This is a genomic window from Pedobacter sp. WC2423, assembly GCF_040822065.1.
Taxonomy (GTDB): Bacteria; Bacteroidota; Bacteroidia; order Sphingobacteriales; family Sphingobacteriaceae; genus Pedobacter.
In genome coordinates, this window is record NZ_CP162005.1 from 809,223 (window position 1) to 829,113 (window position 19,891).

The 19,891-nt window shown below is 37.3% G+C and carries 18 protein-coding genes, 1 tRNA gene and 1 pseudogene; 16 read left to right on the forward strand and 4 right to left on the reverse strand.

Annotated features, from left to right (window positions below):
* Window positions 1–3 precede the first annotated feature (3 nt).
* The 10 genes and pseudogenes from traJ to AB3G38_RS02970 form a co-directional block, all read left to right on the forward strand.
* Window positions 4–1,224, forward strand: a complete 1,221-nt coding sequence (gene traJ / locus AB3G38_RS02925; RefSeq protein WP_367867006.1) for a conjugative transposon protein TraJ — start codon at window positions 4–6, stop codon at window positions 1,222–1,224.
* Between the two features lie 49 nt (window positions 1,225–1,273).
* The gene (traK, locus tag AB3G38_RS02930) at window positions 1,274–1,891 is read left to right on the forward strand and encodes a conjugative transposon protein TraK (RefSeq protein WP_367867007.1); all 618 of its coding nucleotides are present in this window, start codon (window positions 1,274–1,276) and stop codon (window positions 1,889–1,891) included.
* 5 nt (window positions 1,892–1,896) lie between these two features.
* A complete protein-coding gene (locus AB3G38_RS02935) occupies window positions 1,897–2,394 on the forward strand; it encodes a hypothetical protein (protein ID WP_367867008.1) in 498 nt (165 codons plus the stop codon).
* Between the two features lie 53 nt (window positions 2,395–2,447).
* Window positions 2,448–3,725: a conjugative transposon protein TraM gene (traM, locus tag AB3G38_RS02940; RefSeq protein WP_367867009.1), complete on the forward strand. Its 1,278-nt coding sequence runs from the start codon at window positions 2,448–2,450 to the stop codon at window positions 3,723–3,725.
* Window positions 3,726–3,770: 45 nt separating this feature from the next.
* The gene (traN, locus tag AB3G38_RS02945) at window positions 3,771–4,607 is read left to right on the forward strand and encodes a conjugative transposon protein TraN (protein ID WP_367867010.1); all 837 of its coding nucleotides are present in this window, start codon (window positions 3,771–3,773) and stop codon (window positions 4,605–4,607) included.
* 45 nt (window positions 4,608–4,652) lie between these two features.
* Window positions 4,653–5,519 carry a hypothetical protein gene (locus AB3G38_RS02950; protein WP_367867011.1) on the forward strand — a complete coding sequence of 289 codons (867 nt, stop codon included), beginning with the start codon at window positions 4,653–4,655 and terminating at the stop codon, window positions 5,517–5,519.
* A 39-nt stretch (window positions 5,520–5,558) separates the two neighbouring features.
* On the forward strand, window positions 5,559–6,710 hold the full coding sequence (locus tag AB3G38_RS02955) for a hypothetical protein (protein ID WP_367867012.1): 1,152 nt from the start codon (window positions 5,559–5,561) through the stop codon (window positions 6,708–6,710).
* Between the two features lie 19 nt (window positions 6,711–6,729).
* Complete coding sequence (locus AB3G38_RS02960; RefSeq protein WP_367867013.1) at window positions 6,730–7,023, forward strand: hypothetical protein; 294 nt, start codon at window positions 6,730–6,732, stop codon at window positions 7,021–7,023.
* A 112-nt stretch (window positions 7,024–7,135) separates the two neighbouring features.
* Window positions 7,136–7,279, forward strand: a complete 144-nt coding sequence (locus tag AB3G38_RS02965; protein ID WP_367867014.1) for a hypothetical protein — start codon at window positions 7,136–7,138, stop codon at window positions 7,277–7,279.
* A pseudogene (locus tag AB3G38_RS02970) lies at window positions 7,263–8,000 on the forward strand (recombinase family protein); the annotation flags it as partial. The gene AB3G38_RS02965 and the pseudogene AB3G38_RS02970, both read left to right, overlap by 17 nt.
* 773 nt (window positions 8,001–8,773) lie before the next feature.
* On the opposite strand, the gene AB3G38_RS02975 reads toward AB3G38_RS02970, so the two are convergent.
* The 3 genes from AB3G38_RS02975 to AB3G38_RS02985 form a co-directional block, all read right to left on the reverse strand.
* Window positions 8,774–8,860 (reverse strand) — tRNA-Ser (locus AB3G38_RS02975).
* A gap of 136 nt (window positions 8,861–8,996) precedes the next feature.
* Window positions 8,997–9,680, reverse strand: coding sequence for a response regulator transcription factor (locus tag AB3G38_RS02980; protein WP_367867015.1), 684 nt, complete (start codon window positions 9,678–9,680; stop codon window positions 8,997–8,999).
* Complete coding sequence (locus AB3G38_RS02985) at window positions 9,677–11,020, reverse strand: sensor histidine kinase (protein ID WP_367867016.1); 1,344 nt, start codon at window positions 11,018–11,020, stop codon at window positions 9,677–9,679. Before AB3G38_RS02985 ends, AB3G38_RS02980 begins: the two co-directional genes overlap by 4 nt.
* A gap of 129 nt (window positions 11,021–11,149) precedes the next feature.
* Between AB3G38_RS02985 and AB3G38_RS02990 the strand changes: the two genes are divergently transcribed.
* On the forward strand, window positions 11,150–13,585 hold the full coding sequence (locus tag AB3G38_RS02990; protein WP_367867017.1) for an outer membrane beta-barrel protein: 2,436 nt from the start codon (window positions 11,150–11,152) through the stop codon (window positions 13,583–13,585).
* On the opposite strand, the gene AB3G38_RS02995 is transcribed toward AB3G38_RS02990, so the two are convergent.
* Window positions 13,582–13,998, reverse strand: a complete 417-nt coding sequence (locus AB3G38_RS02995; RefSeq protein ID WP_367867018.1) for a MauE/DoxX family redox-associated membrane protein — start codon at window positions 13,996–13,998, stop codon at window positions 13,582–13,584. The genes AB3G38_RS02990 and AB3G38_RS02995 overlap by 4 nt on opposite strands.
* A gap of 192 nt (window positions 13,999–14,190) precedes the next feature.
* Between AB3G38_RS02995 and AB3G38_RS03000 the strand changes: the two genes are divergently transcribed.
* The 5 genes from AB3G38_RS03000 to AB3G38_RS03020 all read left to right on the forward strand — a co-directional run bounded on the left by AB3G38_RS03000 (window position 14,191) and on the right by AB3G38_RS03020 (window position 19,886).
* Complete coding sequence (locus tag AB3G38_RS03000; protein WP_367867019.1) at window positions 14,191–16,629, forward strand: outer membrane beta-barrel protein; 2,439 nt, start codon at window positions 14,191–14,193, stop codon at window positions 16,627–16,629.
* Window positions 16,630–16,774: 145 nt separating this feature from the next.
* Window positions 16,775–17,410, forward strand: a complete 636-nt coding sequence (locus AB3G38_RS03005) for an OmpW family protein (protein ID WP_367867020.1) — start codon at window positions 16,775–16,777, stop codon at window positions 17,408–17,410.
* Between the two features lie 364 nt (window positions 17,411–17,774).
* Entirely contained in the window at window positions 17,775–18,686 is a 912-nt protein-coding gene (locus AB3G38_RS03010; RefSeq protein ID WP_367867021.1) for an SDR family oxidoreductase, read from the forward strand.
* Window positions 18,687–18,865: 179 nt separating this feature from the next.
* Complete coding sequence (locus tag AB3G38_RS03015; protein WP_367867022.1) at window positions 18,866–19,783, forward strand: SDR family oxidoreductase; 918 nt, start codon at window positions 18,866–18,868, stop codon at window positions 19,781–19,783.
* Window positions 19,752–19,886 (forward strand): hypothetical protein, encoded by a 135-nt coding sequence (locus tag AB3G38_RS03020; protein WP_367867023.1) that lies wholly within the window; start codon window positions 19,752–19,754, stop codon window positions 19,884–19,886. The genes AB3G38_RS03015 and AB3G38_RS03020 overlap by 32 nt, the downstream gene beginning before the upstream one ends.
* Window positions 19,887–19,891 lie beyond the last annotated feature (5 nt).

The window sequence follows — 19,891 nt, forward strand, 5'->3', positions numbered from 1 at the left end:
AAGATGGCAAAGTGGGTTGGAGCTGCAATTGTTGCAGCAGTGTGGGTGTTATTGCCTCAGTTTAGTCATGCCCAGGGGGTGGGCGAACAGATCGGAGGATTACAGGCAGTACTGGATAGACTTTATGATGATATGATACCCCGATGTAGTCAGCTCATCGGGGTTGGACAAGGAATTGCAGGGTTTGCTGCTGTTTTTTATATAGGAACAAGAGTTTGGCGCCATATTGCCAATGCAGAGCCAATAGACTTCTATCCTTTATTCAGACCTTTCGTATTGGGATTCTGTATCATGTTTTTTCCCTTGGTATTGGCGACTATAAATGGAATTTTAAAACCTACAGTTATGGTGACCAGTCTAATGGTGACTGATTCTAATAAAGCAATTGAGGTGCTGTTGAAAAGGAAAGCAGAAGCCATTAAGTCTACACCAGAATGGCAAATGTATGTTGGAAATTCGGGTGAGGGTAATCGTGACGAGTGGTACAAGTATACCCATGATGACGATGACCCTTCAAATGAAGGCTTTTTAGCTGGAATTGGAAATGATATCAAGTTTGCAATGTCAAAGGTTGCTTATAATTTCGAAAATTCTGTTAAAAAATGGATGAGTGAGGTGTTAAATGTACTGTATCAGGCCGCAGCGCTTTGTATCAATACTTTAAGGATATTTCAATTGATCATTCTTGGTATTTTGGGACCGCTTGTTTTTGGATTTGCAGTATTTGATGGATTGCAAAATTCTTTAATTGCGTGGTTATCGAGGTATATCAATGTTTATTTATGGTTACCTGTTGCTAATATTTTTGGAGCAATTATAGGTACTATTCAGGAAAACATGCTCAAACTCGATATTGGGCAAATTCAGAATCAAGGCAGTACCTTTTTCAGTGCTACGGACATGGCTTATCTGGTCTTTCTCATTATAGGAATTATAGGATATTTTACTGTTCCAACGGTTGCTGGTTATATCGTAAATGCTGGCGGAGCGGGCGGTATGCTGCAAAAAGTAACCAGCATGATGTCGAGTACTGTCAATAGTTCTGCTGGTATGGTTGCTGGCAGAGCCGGGCAAACCTTTAGCAACATTAAAAATGCAAGGGAAAACTTCAATCTGGGTTATTCTGGTGCTGCACGCGGAAGTGGCACTCATGGTCATGTTGGCCGTGTGTCTGGCCATGTTGGGTCATTCTTAAATGAAAGACTATCCGGAAAATCTAAATAATAGTTTAATTCTCATCACCGCATTTATATGCGGGAGCAATATAATTATCATGTTTAAGCAATTACAAAATATAGATACGGCCTTTAAGCATATCAAAATTTTCAACATAATACTGATTCTTGCCAATGTTGTTATGTTCTGTTTCTACACCTATAGATCAGACAAACGGATAGAGCAGGCAGAAAATAGGGTATTACTTATTAATAATGGAAAGGTTATTCCAGTTGAGGTATCAGATAGGGTTGCAAATCTTCCGGTTGAAGTTAAAGACCATATTGCCAGTTTTCATCTGTTATTTTTTACGCTGGCACCTGATGAAAGTGTCATTCTATCTAATATAAAGAAAGCACTCTATTTAGCTGATAATTCAGCAAAAATTGAATATGACAACTTGCAGGAGAACGGTTATTATTCCAATATCATTTCCGGGAATATCAGCCAGAGGATAACAGTAGACAGTATAAAAGTTAATATAGACAAGCTTCCCTACTATTTCAAGTGCTATGCCACACTAAAGATTGTAAGAACGACAAGCACTGTGATTAGAAGTCTGGTAACAGAAGGATACGTTCGGGAACAGGTTAGGAGTGATAATAACCCTCATGGATTTTTAATTGAGCGGTGGAATACGATAGAAAACAAGGATCTAAAAATTGAAAACCATTAAATATCATGGCTGAAGAAACTAATATAGGTAACAGTGAAGAGAAGCGAAATCATTCTTTTACAAGAAAAAGTATAGAAAAGGTTGCAGAACAATTTGTGGCACAGCTGCGTAAGCTGGCGGTTTACCTTCAGCATAGGAGTGAGCTTCTTTCACGCAGGACAAAATTGGTTCTGCTCGGTCTGTTTTTATTAGTTGGATCTGGATGTAGTTTATATCTGATTTTAAATTCCCTGGCTGGGAAATATCAATTATCCATTACCTCGGTAAAACACTTTCCATTTATCAATAAAACAATGGCAGAGGTGAATAGGAACATCATTGTGGTTACGAAAAGGGATTATCTGGCCGTTCAGAATTTCAGGAAATATCTAGACAGTATAAAATTCAGCCCCGGTGGTAAAATTGAATATGAGAAAATAATACATGAACGAGCTGGGCTATTGGATAGCATGGATGAAATTGAACATATATATAAGCAACAGCAAAAAGAAACCAGTAGGTAATAAGCATCAATGATTGAAGATATTAAACTGAATAATTAATTAAAATTAAAACTATGGAACCAACATTAAAAACTGAAAAATTTCTCAGGAAGCGCCAATTTTTCCTGGTCATCCCAATTATTATAGTGCCAATTCTGTTATTGTTTACCTGGGCATTGGGCGGGCGGAAATCAACTGAAACTGATGGGATGGATAAGAAGAAAGCTGCTTTTAATATGAATCTTCCAGATGCACATTTTAAAAAAGGTGATATGCTGGATAAAATGAGCTATTATGATAAAGCAAAATCAGATTCCGATAAATATAAGGCACTCACAAGATCAGATCCCTATTTTAAATCAAATTCTGATTCTTCCGCGACTACCTTATCTGCTTCCTTCCCAAGTATGGGGAATACAGGTAATCTTAAAACCTCACCTTTTGATGGTAGCAATAATGAACATCGTGAAAAAAAAGTTTATGAGAAGTTAGCTCAGTTGAACCATGCACTGAATACTAATGCTATATCTGAACCAAAGAAAGCAGATCCTGCCCTTCCATTAAGTACTGCAACTGTTAACAGCGCTGATATTGACAGACTTGAAAGCATGATGAAAATGATGGGCCAAAAAGATGGAGATGACCCTGAAGTTCGCCAGCTGAATGATATGCTGGAGAAAATATTAGATATACAACATCCTGATCGTGTACAGGAAAAAATAAAACAAACATCTGAGTTAAGAAAAGGGCAAGTCTTTCCTGTTTCTGCAACCGGAATTTTTAACCCGGTTAGTTTGTTTTTGAATAATATAAATCAGTATGGTCAACCACAGGCCGGCACAGTAAACACCTTTTTTGGATTAAATGATACACTTATAAATGGGAATAGTATAAGCATGATAACTGGGGTATTTGATGAAAGCCAATCAATTGTTAGTGGATCGACAGTTAAGATCCGCCTAACGAGTGATGTCTACATCAACGGGATCCTAATTCAAAAAAATAACTACCTGTATGGCCTGGCTGTGCTGAATGGAGATCGTTTAAATATAGAAATTAAAAGCATCCAAAGTCCAGGAGCTATATTTCCGGTACAGCTAACTGTGTATGATCTGGATGGCTTACCTGGCCTTTATATTCCAGGTACTATTAGCAGGGATGTGAGTAAACAGTCCGCTGACCAGGCCATTCAAAACCTTGGCGTTTCTAATTTCGATGCTTCACTAATGACACAGGTTGCAAGTACAGGAGTTGAAGCTGTTAAAACACTGGTCAGTAAAAAGGTGAAGTTAATAAGTGTAACTGTCAAATCAGGCTATCAGGTCATTTTGAGAGACCATAATATGAAATAGTAATTAGGATCAATAAAATAAGTATAAATCTAAAAAAAACTAAAAATGAAAAAGATTAGTGTAGGGGTGATAGTAGGGTTATTTAGTTTATTACTTCATTTTTCTGTGTTTGCGCAAGTTGCAGCAACAGAAGTTTTAAATATGCAGCCAAACTATGTTGCTGTAAATGAAAACATGGCTGTTAATTTAATTTTTCCTTTCCCAGTTAAACGGGCACAATGGGTAAGCACCGCAATTACGGTTCAACAGTTTAAGGGAGTTGATAATATTTTACTCCTTAAAGCCAACAAGAAAGATTTTCCACTAACGAATGTATCAGTGGTTACGACTGATGGTCAGTTTTACTCTTTTGTCATTGGATATTCTAATGAACTAAGTGTGATCAATCATAAATACCAGGTAAAGGAAAAGCCTTTGGTCACTTTTTCGGAAGAAAACAGCTTAAATGAAGCCAGCGTTCAAAAGAATTCAGAGAAAGTTTCCATGAGTAAAAGCGAATCCATAAGAATTAAGGAACGGAAGTACGGGCTTCAGTTTGGTCTTGATGGAATTTTTGTTAATGGCAATCTTATGTATTATAAGCTGCACATTAAAAACAGAACTAATGTGCAGTATGACATTGATCAGTTACGATTTTTTGTCCGTGACGAAAAGAAATCAAAGCGTACTGCAATTCAGGAGCAGGAAATGATGCCTTTATATATTAATAACTCCAACAAGACTATAAAAGGAAACGCTGAACAGAATTACGTCTATGTCATTAAAAAACTGACTATTCCTGATAAAAAATATTTGACAATCCAGCTAATGGAGAAAGGAGGGGGCAGGCATTTGGAACTTAACATTGCTAATAATAAGATAATCCAGGCAAAATCGCTCTAGTAATAGCGCATTAAATAATTTTTTAACAATAAAAACTAATTTATTATGGAAATCAATGTCAAAAATCAAGAGTACCTAAATACGCAAGTATTTTATACAGGGTTTGGGGACACACACAGGTTTGAAATTGGAGAGGGAATAGCTTCTTTGAATGCTGAGAAAAATTCATTTTCAGTAGCTCATAGTGAGAAAATTAATGGTATCGATACGTTTACGAATCTGAATTTTATAAGAGGCAAGGGAGACTCTAATATGGTTTTCTTTAATTCATATGATTTTACGCTAATGGAGTCAGGAAAAGAGCCTTTAACTCAAAATTTCAGAGTTCAGAACTGGCAGGCCATGGAAATAAAAATTGATGGCGAGACAGAAGTGATTAACGGAAAACCTTTAGAGAAAAAAGTTAACAGCACAATTAGTAAGAAAGAAGCTTTTAATGCGATGCAGGGTAGATACCCGCTAAAAGAATTCATTAAAGAACAAAATCAGGTAAAATCCTACTATAAGGCTCATATTAAAGTCGATTTTAATGATAAACTTACAAATGGTGATTTTAAAATTGTAAAGCTGCCGGATTTTGATTTTGAAAGTAAGATAGATTCTATCCCAATTAAAGATCTTGACAAAAATGATAATAAAAGTGTGCTTATTGAATCGTTGGAAAAAGGTAATATCCAATCTGTGTTATTATTAGTCGGTGGGGAAGAGGTAAAACATTTTCTTGCACTAGATGCTGTGGCTAAAACTATTGCGATATATGATTCTGGTATGAACCGCCTTGGTATTCATAATGGCGAGGAAGTTAAAACGGATAATAAAATTACCAATGAAGAGTCAAAAAAAAATAATAAACAGGTAGATACAACTGCAAAAAAAACTAATAAAAGTAGACGGAAAGGTAAAGGGATCTAATGCAGATTTTAGTTTTATAATCAATCAATAAGTATTTATATGAAAAATGATAAACCAATCAATCATGTGGAGGTTGAACAGGCGGAGTGGGATAAAAGAGAGGAATGGTTTAAAGAAACATTTAAAAAGTATCCAAAAGCATTAGAGAGTAGAGCGTTCAAATTAGAAAAGCTCGAATATTATGAATTTGTACATGCTAAGTATATAAATTCTCCAGATCCTAATGACCGTCTTGCTGCGCGCTTCTTAGGCGAACAAAAAGTAAAATTAGAACGGGCTTTATACCCAAGTAGTACAGTTAGATTTTTGAAAAAGGTTTTCGATGTATTTTCTAAACCTAAAGTGTTTTCAGCGCCAGTTCCTTTTTCAGAATCTTTTCCCGGCAATAATGAAGCCTCCCTTAAAGATGTTAAAAAACAGCTTATTCAAGCTGGTTTAGGTAGCTGCATCAGTGAATTGGAAGGGCAGATAAAGCAAGGTAATGATGAGTTTTCTGTTTCTGCAGCCATCTACTTCAAACCAGGTGAAAAAACCAGTTATAAGGCTGATTTTAAAAAAGATGAAGAAGGCAATTTACAATTTCTTGGATTTAAAATTATTTTGGATAGCAAGGATGGTAAGGAAGCTTTATCTCAGCAGTATAAATGGGATGATAACAAGCCTTATACAGCGGTGAAAGCTTATAACCAATTAAATGGTAGAGCTGTTGCTCATTCGTATTCCATGGATGGAGAAAAACAATCCAGTATGACCATGCTTGATTTTACAGACAAGGATGTATCTGGCAATTTTCGGACAAAGGAATTTCCTCTGGATTTTGACTATATGAAAGAACTTTCGGCTCTTCCTTTGAAAGATAAAACCCGTGCACTTCTATCAAGACTAGAAAATGACATTCTTAATGGTAATAGAGCGCAGGTTACATTTTTGAAGAATGGGGTAGAAGAGACTTATTATATTGAAGCTAACCCAGGACAAAAGTCATTTACTGTTTATAATGAGCATCATAAAAAAATCACGCTGAAGGATGCCATTTCAATTAGAGCCACTGAAAGCGTGGTTAAGGAAGAAATGAGAAATAAGCAAACAGAATCGCCTAATGTTTCTTCTGATACAAAGACAAGCCAGAAAGAGCCGAGATTGAAAGTTGTTAGAAATACAAAAAAGAAAACTAAGATGTCCGCTAGTTAGCGGACATCTATTATCTCTTATGATGGAAAATTTACAGCCATTATCTTGTTTCTTTGCTGCAATTAAAACAGACCCCCGTATAAGTGTAACACATATCGGGGTTTTTGCGGCGTTATTGCAATATTGGAAAGAGCATGGATCAAATAATCCAATGTATGTATTCAGCCATGAAATTATGCCTATTGCAAAGATATCTGCAAGTGCAACATACCATAAGAGTATTAAAGATTTGAACGATTTTGGTTATTTAGTGTATGAGCCATCATTTAAGCGAAATAAAGGAAGTAAGGTCTATTTGCTCAACAGCATTTAAAGTTCAAGATTAAAAAGTAAAATTTATTCAAGCAAAATAAAATAATTTAATTTTTAAAAATGTATGCTAAAGCCTTTTAAAGGCTTTTGTGGTTTAAAAAGGAGGGTGTGTGATGGAAGATGAGATAAAAAAGAATGCCTTAGAACCAAGTTTCGATGAAGAAATAAGAGATGAAAAAGAAAGGAAGTTGGTAGATTTAATAATTAAAATGATTGTAACATTGACATTAACAGAGTTTTATGAAAAAGGCAATTAGGTATTTAAGGTTTAGTAATGTTGGCCAAAGTAATGGTTCTATCGAAAGACAAGAAATTTATACTAACCAATGGTTGAAAAATAATAATGTTGAGCTTGTTGATTCCTTTATTGATAGGGGGAAAACTGCTACAAACTTTGATCGGCCAGATTTTATTAAGCTTAAGGAATTTATTGTTAAACACCATAAACGAGTTGATTATTTAGTAGTAGATCAGTTTGATAGATTTAGCCGTATCGCTGGCGAAGCACTTAGTATGGTTAAGGACCTTCAGAAATCATACGGTATTCAAATTGTAAGTGTAACTGAAGGAATAACATTTGATTACGATACACCAGGTAGTTTTTTTAGAGCAGGTTTACAACTTTTGCTAGCTGAAGAAGATAACATCAATCGCAGTATAAAGGTTCGGGGTGGACTTTATACTGCAAAGAAAGAAGGTCGATACGTGTCAAGAGTAGCGCCATTTGGATATAGGAAAGTGGGTGAGAATAAGGATCGTAAAATAGTTGTTTTTGAGGAAGAGGCTAAGATTGTATTATTTATTTTTGATTCTTTCCTTAGAGATGTTCCTCTAAAAAAAATTCAGGAATTGGCACGAGAGATGGGCTACGATCGTAAAGGAAATGTGGCTATGGCTAAAGTCTTATCAAATCCAGTTTATGCGGGTTTGATTTATGCAATTCCTTTTAAGGAATATCAAGGTGGATTATTTCCTGGCCTGCATGAACCAATAATTGATGGAGTTACCTGGCGACTAGTTCAGAGTAAATTGAAGAAACCTGTAATTCATAGAACAGACATTGACGATTCATTACCCTTAAGGGGGCTTTTAAGATGCCATTGTGGAAATCCACTTACAGGAGCACCATCAAGAGGTAAGCTTGGCAATTATTTTTATTACTATAAGTGTCGATTTTCAGGTCATAACAACATAAGCGCAATAAAATCACATAACCAGCTCTTAGGTGCGTGGGAATTAATGAGTCTTTCTGATAATAAGATTAAAGACATTCGTATTGGTTCACAAAAATCTATTGAACAGGAAATATCTGTAAATGCGAAGAATGTTATCTCTAAAAAGCAATTACTTGAAGCAGAACAAGAAAAACTATTTGCATTAGAGGAAAAGTGGATAAGAAATGATATTAGCAAAGAAACTTACGATCGATGGTATTTATCATATAATTCAAATATAGATGATTTAAAGGCTACTATAGATAGGCTCAGTCAAGATCATAATAAAGCATTTAATATTTTAAACAAGTATTTAGATCATCTTGGTAACATGAGTTATGTTTACACTCATTTAAGCACATTAGATAAAAGAGAGCTTGTTAAGCTGGTGTTCGACAGCAATCTATACTATCAAAATGGGATCTATCGAACACCTACAATGATGGAGATTTTCACTGGTAACTCATTGTTAATGAAAGAGAAAGGGTATCTGATATATGAACAAAAAAGGGGAGATCTTACGATCTCCCCTCACAGCGGAGAGTGGGGGATTCGAACCCGCGGACCCTTTGACAAGTCAACAGTTTTCAAGACTGCCGCAATCGACCACTCTGCCAACTCTCCGCGACAAAAGTACAAATAATGCGCATTTCTGCAAACGCTAATCTGCTTTATATGTTTAAATGCCTCATTATGAATTGAAAAAAATGCTGTTTACAACAAAACAGGCAGCATTTTTACTGAAAAACTTCTAATAACCTCACTGATCAATGATAAAGCGGAAGCCAATTCCTCTTATACTTTCTATATGAATGGTTTTATCTTGTGCTAAATACTTTCTCAGCCTGCTGATAAATACATCCATACTCCGGCCGTTAAAGAAATCAGATTCTTTCCATAAGTGGTTGAGTATATCATTCCGCTTAATGATCTGGTTCTGATGCAGGCATAGGTAGTGAAGTAACTGAGCCTCTTTTTCTGTGAGTAACTTTGCTTCTTCCAAACAAGTAAGCATTAAATTCGCTGGTTCGAGTTTATAAATGCCAATTTGAATGATTTCCTGTGAAACCGGATTAATCTTCGTTCGCTTTAAAATGTTCCTGACCCGCTGTATCAGCTCGTCTGCATCAAAGGGTTTTAGAATATAATCATCGGCACCTAGTTTAAGACCGTGCAAAATGTCCTCTTTTAGTTTACGGGCAGTTACAAATAAAAAGGGGAGTTGCGGATAAGTCTGTACCAGTTTTTCTGCGAGTGTGAAACCATCTTCTTTTGGCATCATCACATCAATGATTAAGATATCATAATTTTTCCTTTTCAGTTCTTCACGGGCTTCAACACCATTATATACCCGGTGCGCTTGAAAATTGTTTATTTCCAAATACTGTTTCAACAAGTTTCCCAGATCAATATCATCTTCCACAATTAATACTTTAATACTCATATAGGTAAGCTGATTTGAAATGTACTGCCTTTGCCTGGTTTGCTTTTTACAACAAGCTCAGCACCGAGCTGTAAAGCCGCTTGTTTAGCCAGGTATAATCCAAGGCCCAAGCCTTTAACTGTATGTTTATTTTCCTCCGGAATGCGGTAAAACTTATCAAAGATATGTTGCTGATACTGTACCGGAATACCAGCTCCCTGATCACCAATTTCTATATGATAATGAGTTTGACTGTGAGAAGCTGTTAAATGAACCGGCGAACCTTCTTCACTATATTTTGCAGCGTTGTCTACTAATATATTTAATATCTTTTCCAGCGTCATAGCATTGGTCAGCAGTATTTGCGGCTTTGTCCCTATTTCAGTTATCAATTCGTGATTGGCAATAGCTAAATCATTCACATATTCATGCAGAAATCCAGTAATTTCCAATTCTTTCTGTTCAACTTTTATAGCCGTTACCATTGCACTGTCCAGTACACTATCCACGAGCTGCCTTATTTTTCCATGTTGCCTGTTTAATGAGTGTAACAAATCATTTAGCAGGGCTGGTTTTGTCTGGACTTCTTTTAATAAAATACTTTTCAAGATGATACTTACAGAACTTAAAGGAGTTTTCAGTTCATGTGTAATGTTATTAGCAAAATCCGTTTTCATCTCTGCCAGTTTTTTTTGTCTGATCATTGCACTAAAAACCAGATACAATAAAATAATTACGGCTACAATTAAACCAATAGCAAGAGATAATATGCCAGCCATCCGTTTAAAAACTTCTTTTTCGTGGCTTGAAGCATCTATGTGATTCGACTGTTTGATTAAGATGCGTAAATTTTCTCCAGTACTCAGTGTCATATCTTTATTTACTGTAATCACATCCGCAGTATGGAAGTCATCACCAGAAAAGATGACAGGTTTTGCTTTCGCAGAGAGCAATGTGTCGGATTTTCCGTCAATCTCATAAATGATTTCATCGAATTGCGATTTATAACTTATGCCTTGAATACCTGGATCTTTATTGAATATATTTTTCAGGTAAATACTGGCTTGATTACCGGATTCCTGTGTATTGCGTTTCAGTAATTTCAGAAAAATAGCTTTGTCTATTGGATGAGTTACATATTGAGTAACTGTCTGACGCAGATTTGCCTTGGTTCGCTCTGCTAAAGATAACATAACAGGACTACCCGTAATGCTGAGTATTTTTTCTTTGATCTCTTTATAAAAGTCATTCCTGGTCAGCTGGTAAGTGTTTCTGACCAGATAATACTGTATAAATGATAAAGTGCATACAATGATTATGCATGCTATTAAAAGGGCTCTGGTCGTGTGATTTTTATTCATCTGCGCTGTCAAATATAATGATACTACCTTATTTAAGTCATCATTGTGTGTCCGTTAACTCTTCATTAACTCTCTGTTAACCATCTATCCGGTAGAACGACAGCACTTTTGTTTCAACTCAACTCAACGATGATGAAACTTAGAATTATAATGCTACTGGTCGCCTGGCTGATTACAATCTCAAACTTTGCAGCTGCACAAAATAACTTAACATTAAGTGGTCAGGTCAATAGCAATATTCCATTGGATGGTGCTACTGTTTCCCTTTATAAAACTGCTGATTCAATACCTGTTCAAACAGCAATAACAGATTCGAAAGGTGCGTTTAGTTTAGCTCATTTAAAACCCGGTGCTTACAGGATTACTGTAATAATGATCGGACATTCAGTTTATAAGGGAGATAGTTTCCAATTAAATGTGAATACGGTTTTACCCGTTATCCAGTTGCAGCAAACCGGACTAGCTTTACAAGAGGTCAGCATAAGCAGCCATAAAGCTTTGATAGAAAAAAAGATAGACCGTACCGTGATCAATGTAGATGCAATGATCAGCAGTGCAGGAAGTACTGTTTATGAAGTCCTGGAGAAATCTCCAGGTATTAGGATTGATCAAAGTGGAGGGGTCAGCTTAAAGGGAAAAGGTGCTGCTATATTTATTGATGATAAGCCTGCCTATCTTTCAGGAGCAGATCTGGAAAGTTATTTAAAATCTTTGCCTTCGTCTACCATTGATCAGATTGAGCTGATGACTAATCCACCAGCTAAATATGATGCGGCCGGGAATGGCGGGATTATCAATATCAGAACGAAGAAAAGTAAAATAAAAGGGTTTAATGGTGGCGCTAACCTAAGTTATGTTCAGGGGAAATATGCACGAACCAATAATAGTTTTAACTTCAATTACCGTTATCATAAAATGAACTTTTTTGGGAACGTCGGGTATACAGTCATTAATAACTATAGCGATCTGGATATTAACAGGCATTTTGAAAATGTAAATGCAGAAGTCGTTGCTAACTTTTTACAGCATTCTTTTTCCCGCACAACCGGACAAAGTTATACAAGTAAGATCGGTATGGATTATTATTTATCTGATAAAACCACTTTTGGCATTGGATTGACCGGGCTATACCGTCCTTCGAAACAAAAAATGCTTGTTGAAAGTGTTTTTACAAATGCTCAGCATTTGATGGATTCTACTGTACTGGCGGATAACAGAGAAAAGAATAAATTCAAAAATATTGGTGTTAATTTAAATTACAGGCATTTATATGATAAAAATGGCAGGGAATTAACGGCGGATATAGATTATGTAAACTATAACACTCAGAATGATCAGTTATTTGATAACAATAGTTATCCGAAGGGCGTACTGCCTGCAAACAATTATTTATTAACCGGATCTCTGCCTGCACAGATTAATATATATTCAGCTAAAATAGATTACTCGCATCCTTTGAAAAGCGGTGTCAAACTGGAAACAGGACTTAAAACCAGCTATACGCAGACTGACAATATCGCCGATTATTTTTATACTGTAAACCAGGTTACCAAACCTGATTATAACAAGATCAATCATTTTTTATATATAGAGCATATTAATGCGGCCTATGTAAATGTAAATAAAGATTTTAACCAGTTAACTGTACAGGCTGGACTGAGGTTGGAGAATACAGTTTCTGATGGACATCAGTTAGGCAATGCACAGAAAACTGATTCTACGTTTAAACGTAATTATACAGGATTTTTTCCTACGCTGTTTTTACAATACAAGCTGGACACAGCGGGCACTAATTTGCTCAGCATGGATTATGGAAGAAGAATTGAAAGACCTTATTATCAGGATTTAAACCCATTTTTGGCGCCGATTGATAAGTTTACTTATTATACAGGAAATCCCTTTTTGAAGCCGTCTTATACAAATAGCATTGAGTTGTCTCATACTTATAAAGGCAAATTTACAACGTCGCTGAGTTATGGGAAATCAATAGATCAGGTGAATGAAACTATCGAAATTGTTAACGGTATTTACTACAGCAGACCAGGAAATATCGGGAAGGCTACAGTGAAGTCGCTATCTTTTGATGGGAGTTTTGATCTGGCCTCCTGGTTTAACTTTCATTTTTATGGACAAGTAACCAATATTCATACAGTCAGTGCATTTTATACTGGTCAGTTGGATACGAAAGGAACATTCTTCTACTTAAAACCAATATTACAGTTTAAAGCCGGAAAAGACTGGACGATACAGCTGGATGGTTATTATCAGAGTAAAGTAACGAATGCTCAGTTTGTTGCTGGCGAACAGAAAAGGATTAATGTAGCCGTTGCTAAAAAAATATCACCGGGTACCACAGTTAAGCTGGTGGTTAATGATATGTTTCATTCGTATGTGAATAGTGGTGTGATTAATAATTTAGCACTGACCAGCGCTGATTATCATAATGTAAGTGATAGCCGTACCGCGGTTCTTTCTTTAAGCTACAGGTTTGGTAAAGCTATTTCCAATTTGCGCAAACATGAAGGAAACGGTGCGGAAAGTGAACAAAAGCGGGTAAAGAACTAATGCGGTAAACGTTCCAGCAAGATCACGCCAGCTAAAGCAAGCAAGGTTAGGGCAATATTCACTTTGAAATGTTTTCTCCACCCCATATGGCTGAAAAAACCTCCGCATGGACATGGATATCTTTCGTAAGCCTGATACATGATTCCCGCCACATAAATGGTGAAAATGGACATCATCGTTAGGGAAAGATACATCCCAAAGAGCCTGGTTGCAGAATTGATCAGTAAAATAATAACTCCGATTTCAGTTAATGGCAGCAATATGGTAAGCGGAGAAACAATCCATTTAGGAATAGCCTGACTGCGTAGTATTGCTCTGAAATATCTCAGATTACGAAACTTTGGGAACGATGCATAAGACCAAAGTGCGATGAAGATGCCAGTGATGGAATAGGTTAAGATTGTAAGTATCATTTTTTTCCTTGTTGGTTAATACCAATGTCAGAAGATTTTTGTAGTATGAGTAGGGACAAATGTCCCAAAATGAAGGATGACTACAGGAGTCCGGATTATTAAATAGGTATTTTTTATCGTCCCAATAGTTAATTTGTCTTAACTTTCTCTCCGATAAATTATAACAGAACCGAAATATAGCAGCCCTTATTCATGATTGATTCTAACTTAAAGCAAAACGTCTTATTCATTTTTATCCTCACCTGTTTTTTTTCAAAGAGCTTTGCTCAAAATAATATCACACTAAAAGGGATTATCAAGAATACAGATAATGTGGCTATTGATGGTGCAACTTTATTCTTAAAGGATGGCCATACTGGAGAAGTCATAAAACAGGGATTGACCGCTATAGATGGAACTTTTGCTTTTACTGTAGTTGCAGGAAGTTATGTGGTTTCTGTTAGTTATTCAGGTACGTTGTCTTATCAGAGTGAACTGTTAAAATTATCAGGAAGTCTGGATTTGGGGACCATCAAAATTGAAACAGCCGCCCGTAGCTTAAAGGAAGTTGTTATTCAAAGCTCCGCCAATAAGCCTTTAATTAAGATTGAAGGCAGAAAAATGATTTATAATATCCAGAAAAGTATAACCGCGCAAGGGACTAATGTGCTGGAGGCTTTAAAGAAGACTCCTGGCGTAATTGTCAATCAGGATAATTCAATTACACTGAATGGGGCAAACGGTGCGCTGGTAATGATTAACGGCAGACAAACTTATTTACAGGCTGCGGAGCTGGCACAACTGCTGAAAACGATGTCTTCTTCCGACTTAAAATCTATCGAAATTATTAGAAATCCATCTGCTGAATACGATGCTGCTGGTACTGGTGGTATTATTAATCTCGTACTTCAAAAATCAATTGCTGAAGGTTTCAATGGCAGTATCAATAATGGAATTGCTTATGGTGTCACTTTAAAGCAGAATACCAACCTGAATCTTAACTTCCGTAAAGGAAAAGTTAACCTGTTTGGAAGTTACAACCATAACTTCGGACATTTTGCGATGGACTATGACAATGACCGCACAACCAATGGAAAGGTTTATCTGAACTCGAATCATGATGTAGATAAACGCCGTAATATCGGGTCAACCCTGGGCGCAGATTACGCTATAGATACAACCAAAACGATTGGAATGGTGGTCAATGGTAATTTTTCGAATGGTGGTGGTTTGATCACTCCGTTAACGAATATCTATGATCAGCCAACAGGCCAGCTTTTACAAACACTGAGAAGCCAGAGCGATTATCCTGATCAGAAAGCTAACCGCTACAATTTTAATTTAAATTACCGGTATAAAGGGAGTAAGCATACTACACTGGATATAGATGCTGATTATGGAATCTTTGATGCAGCTACGAAAAATCTGAGTACGAATAGTTTTTATGCACCAAATGGTGATTTTCAATCCTCCAATAATTTCCTGGTGGCCAATAGCAGGGACATTAAATTGTATGCAGTTAAGGCTGATTATGGCTTTCTCGTTGGGAAGGGAAGAATGGCTGCTGGTGCAAAGTTTTCTAATGTAAACGCTGATAATGTATTTAATCAGTATGATGCGAACGGTAGTGTGAATGTGATTGATATTAATCTATCAAATACCTTCAAATATCAGGAACAAATTAGCGCGGGATATTTGAAATATGAGACACCCGTTAATGACGAATTTAGTATGGATATTGGTGTAAGGATAGAAAATACGCATTCTAAAGGAGATTTGCAGCCAAGAGAAGGTAGTAGCCAGTCGCCGGCTTTAGTAGTCAGAAATTATTTAAATGTCTTTCCGACGGCAAGCATTACTTATAAAACCAAAAATTCTGGTGCTTATAATTTAAGTTTTGCCCGCCGTATTGACCGGCCTGCGTATAATGATCTGAACCCGTTCTCTTATCCTGTTGATGAGCTTTCTTATTGGAAAGGGAATCCGTTTCTCCGGCCTCAGTATGCAAATACGCTGGCACTGCAATATAGTTTCAAAAATACAACCATATCAACTAGTTATACTAAAACAACTGATCTGAGCAGTGGAATAACAGAGGTTTTACAGGAGAACAGGATTATTATGATCCCCAGAAATATAGGTTTTCAGCGTAATCTTAACCTGACCGTTACTCAGCAGTTTACCCTGGCCAAATGGTGGAACGTGAGCCTGACCGGGATCGGGTATCGTCTGGAGAATAAGGTAGGTACTTTGGAATATGGAAATTATAGCCGCAGCCGTTTCGCAGGTACAATTAATGTTCAGCAAACCTTTAATCTGCCTGGTCATCTGACGGCTGAAGTTGCTGGCATAGTAAACTCGAAAAATATAAGTGGATTGAATACTTATATAAAGAGTAATTCACAGGTCGATCTGGGCTTGCAAAAGAACTTAATGAAAGATAAGGCAACGCTTAAACTCGCTGTTACAGATCTTTTAAGGACAAATAAAATTAATACGGATGCGAAACTGAATAATTTATTGCTTCATACCACCTATGTAGGGGAGAGTCGTCAGGTACGCTTGAATTTTACCTATCGGTTTGGCAATAATAAGGTCAAAACGAAGGATAACCGCGAGTCAGGTTTACAAAACGAATCACAAAGATTGTAAATAGGATCTTGTATCCAGATGTTTTTTAAAATAAACTATGAAAATCTATTAGATTTTATGATAAAGATCATCATGAAAACTGTCTAAGCTCATTTAGAGGCAAGGTTGTCCTAAATATATTTGACCATAATTTAAATAATTCATTATGAGAAAAATATGGATACTAGCGCTTTTAGTAAGTGTGACATTAACAAGTTTGGCGCAACAAAAAGGGGAGTGGCGTGTAAGATTACGTGGAACAGTAGTTGCCCCTGATGCCAGTGCAACTATCAGCACAATAGGCGGATCGGCAGATATTAGTACAACATTAATTCCTGAACTGGATTTTACTTATTTCTTAACTAAAAATTTCTCAGCAAATTTAATTCTGGGTACAACCCGTCATCAAATAACAGCAACACAAACTGCCCTGGGAGATGTAAATGTTGGAAAAGTATGGTTATTACCACCAACTCTAACATTTTTATACCATGCACCAGTTGCAAAAGGGATTTTACCTTACCTGGGTGCCGGCTTAAACTACACTATTTTTTATGGTGCTAAAAATGGCTCCGCCATAGCTAATACTGATTATAAAAATAAATTCGCTTTCGCTGCACAGATTGGTAGTGATTTTGATATTGGCAAAAACTTATTCCTGAATATAGATGTGAAGAAAATATGGCTGAGAACAGACGCCACAGTAACTACTATACCAAGTGTTGCAGGTGGTGCAACTGTAATTGCAAATACCAAAATAGATCCATGGTTATTTAGTTTTGGTATTGGAAAAAGGTTCTAGTATCTAACTTTTTAAAGAAGGGTTATTAGTCAGAAATAACCCTTCTTTTATATATTTTATACCCAAAAAAGCAATGACCCGCTGATGCAGCTGGTGCTTTTAACCTGGGTAGCTGCAAACAGGCATCGCTTAGATTAAAAGGGCAGCATTCGATGAGTTTTCTGAAGTTAACTAAGATCGAATACTGATTACCTAATCAAGTTTTGTACATTGGATTGTATCTCCAGCATCCATTATATGGAATCACGTGTTTAACATCAATCTATAAGCACTGAATCCTGCCATTTGGCTACAACAATTGGGTATTTGGTTATTTTTTCTATTGCGTTGCTTCGGAACTTTGTATCAGCAAAATAGAAAAATTATGAATATTGTACTTACAGGTTCCATCGGAAACATTGGAAAACCCCTTACCCAGAGTTTAATAAAAAACGGACATGCGGTCACAGTTATCAGTAGTAATGCAGAACGACAACCGGCAATTGAGGCACTTGGCGCTCAGGCAGCAATCGGCTCCATAAAGGATGCTTCTTTTCTTGTCAAAACCTTTCAAGGTGCAGATATCGTATATCTGATGGAAACGCTGGATGCCACCGGTGGTGATATGTCAGAGAAGGAAACCGATTTTATTGGTCTGATTAGCCAGATTGGCCGTAATTATAAGCAGGCGATCGAACAATCAGGAGTGAAAAAGGTAATCCACCTGAGTAGTATTGGCGCGCACATGGATAAAGGTAATGGCTTTTTAGTATTTCACCATAATGTGGAAAATATATTAAAGCAGTTGCAGGCTGAAGTATCCATTAAAACGTTACGTCCGGTTGGTTTTTATACGAATATGTTTTCTTTCATTTCAACGATCAAAAACAAGGGCGCAATCATCTCTAATTACGGTGGTGGTCAAAAAGAACCATGGGTTTCCCCCCTGGACATTGCTGCGGTAATTGCAGAAGAGATGGAGTTGCCTTTTGAGGGAAGAACTATACGTTATATCGCCAGTGATGAAGTATCACCTGATGAAATTGCCGTGGCACTTGGAAAAGCAATCGGAAAGCCAGATTTGCAATGGAAGGTTATTTCAGATGAGCAGCTTTTAAATTCCTGGTTAAGCATCGGTTTTAATCCTCAGATTGCCCAGGGTTTTATTGAAATGCAAGCCAATCAGGGCAGTGGCAGATTGTACGAAGACTATTACCGCAACCGGCCGGTTCTGGGCAAAGTCAAACTTGCTGAATTTGCAAAGAACTTTGCTGCAGTTTATCAGCAGGAAGAATAAGTTTTTCACACGATGCTAATTAAGCAGCAACTCAGCTTTCACTGCTGGCATTCAGGATTCTTTTCGGCCCAACTAAAAAGTATTGGATATTTTTAAGGTTTTGGCTAAACCAAAAGCAGATTTGGATAAATCCTGGCCATCCAGTCAGCCCATCTTTGTAGAAACAAAAGAAATCAATTATGCGTGTATTTGTTACAGGAGCCACAGGCTTCGTTGGTACTGCCATTGTGCAGGAACTATTAAATGCCGGTCACCAGGTACTGGGACTGGCCCGTTCAGCCGCATCAGCAAAAAAGCTGACCGATGCCGGTGCAGAAGTTCATCGCGGTGATCTTGAAGATCTGGACAGTCTGCGCAGTGGCGCAACTCAGGCCGATGGCGTTATTCACGCCGGTTTTATCCATGACTTTACCCGCTTTGCAGAAGTTTGCGAGGTAGATAAAATCGCTATTGAAACCATTGGCAGAATATTGGCAGGCTCTGACCGTCCTTTTATCGTTACCTCAGGCACAGCGCTGATCAGCCCGGGAAAGCTCGCTACCGAAAATATCATCCCGCCAGTTAACCCCGACTGGCCGCGTGCTTCCGAACAGACAGCAGATGCAGTAGCCGTATCTGGTATTCGTGCAGCAACGGTTCGCTTATCTCCATCGGTACATGGTGACGAAGATAAACACGGATTTATACCCATATTGGTCAATATTGCCAAAGAAAAAGGAGTATCGGCCTATGTGGGTGAGGGACAGAATCGCTGGAACGCCGTACATCGGCTGGATGCTGCTCATTTATTCCGGCTGGCATTGGAAAATGCTACTTCTGGAGCCCGTTATCATGCTTCTGCTGAGGAAGCCATTACAGTTAAAACAATAGCCGAAGCCATTGGTAAACAACTGAACATCCCGATAATTTCAGTAGCACCTGAAGTAGCAGCTGAACATTTTGGATGGTTCTCACACATGGCTGCTATTGACTGTCCGACATCAAGCCAATGGACACAGGAGCATTTAAATTGGCATCCAACGAATGTCAGCTTGCTTACAGATATTGAAAACGGTATTTATACCAATGCTGGTAGAAATGCAGGCAGCGATGCATAGCGGAAAAACACTGGAGAACTTTCACCAGAGCCAGCAAAAAATGGGTAAAGTCAAACTCGCTGATTTCGCGCAAGAGTTCGCCACAGTTTATCATAAAAAATAACGAAA

Bases quoted from the DNA above. Each gene is read 5' to 3' on its own strand.
- AB3G38_RS03020 (WP_367867023.1), top strand. From the start codon at position 19,752: ATGCTGGTAGAAATGCAGGCAGCGATGCATAGCGGAAAAACACTGGAG.
- traN (WP_367867010.1), top strand. From the start codon at position 3,771: ATGAAAAAGATTAGTGTAGGGGTGATAGTAGGGTTATTTAGTTTATTA.
- AB3G38_RS02950 (WP_367867011.1), top strand. From the start codon at position 4,653: ATGGAAATCAATGTCAAAAATCAAGAGTACCTAAATACGCAAGTATTT.
- traM (WP_367867009.1), top strand. From the start codon at position 2,448: ATGGAACCAACATTAAAAACTGAAAAATTTCTCAGGAAGCGCCAATTT.
- AB3G38_RS03015 (WP_367867022.1), top strand. From the start codon at position 18,866: ATGCGTGTATTTGTTACAGGAGCCACAGGCTTCGTTGGTACTGCCATT.
- AB3G38_RS02965 (WP_367867014.1), top strand. From the start codon at position 7,136: ATGGAAGATGAGATAAAAAAGAATGCCTTAGAACCAAGTTTCGATGAA.
- AB3G38_RS03005 (WP_367867020.1), top strand. From the start codon at position 16,775: ATGAGAAAAATATGGATACTAGCGCTTTTAGTAAGTGTGACATTAACA.
- AB3G38_RS02960 (WP_367867013.1), top strand. From the start codon at position 6,730: ATGATGGAAAATTTACAGCCATTATCTTGTTTCTTTGCTGCAATTAAA.
- AB3G38_RS03010 (WP_367867021.1), top strand. From the start codon at position 17,775: ATGAATATTGTACTTACAGGTTCCATCGGAAACATTGGAAAACCCCTT.
- AB3G38_RS02955 (WP_367867012.1), top strand. From the start codon at position 5,559: ATGAAAAATGATAAACCAATCAATCATGTGGAGGTTGAACAGGCGGAG.
- AB3G38_RS02985 (WP_367867016.1), bottom strand. From the start codon at position 11,020: ATGAATAAAAATCACACGACCAGAGCCCTTTTAATAGCATGCATAATC.
- AB3G38_RS03000 (WP_367867019.1), top strand. From the start codon at position 14,191: ATGATTGATTCTAACTTAAAGCAAAACGTCTTATTCATTTTTATCCTC.
- AB3G38_RS02980 (WP_367867015.1), bottom strand. From the start codon at position 9,680: ATGAGTATTAAAGTATTAATTGTGGAAGATGATATTGATCTGGGAAAC.
- AB3G38_RS02935 (WP_367867008.1), top strand. From the start codon at position 1,897: ATGGCTGAAGAAACTAATATAGGTAACAGTGAAGAGAAGCGAAATCAT.
- traK (WP_367867007.1), top strand. From the start codon at position 1,274: ATGTTTAAGCAATTACAAAATATAGATACGGCCTTTAAGCATATCAAA.
- AB3G38_RS02995 (WP_367867018.1), bottom strand. From the start codon at position 13,998: ATGATACTTACAATCTTAACCTATTCCATCACTGGCATCTTCATCGCA.
- AB3G38_RS02990 (WP_367867017.1), top strand. From the start codon at position 11,150: ATGATGAAACTTAGAATTATAATGCTACTGGTCGCCTGGCTGATTACA.
- traJ (WP_367867006.1), top strand. From the start codon at position 4: ATGGCAAAGTGGGTTGGAGCTGCAATTGTTGCAGCAGTGTGGGTGTTA.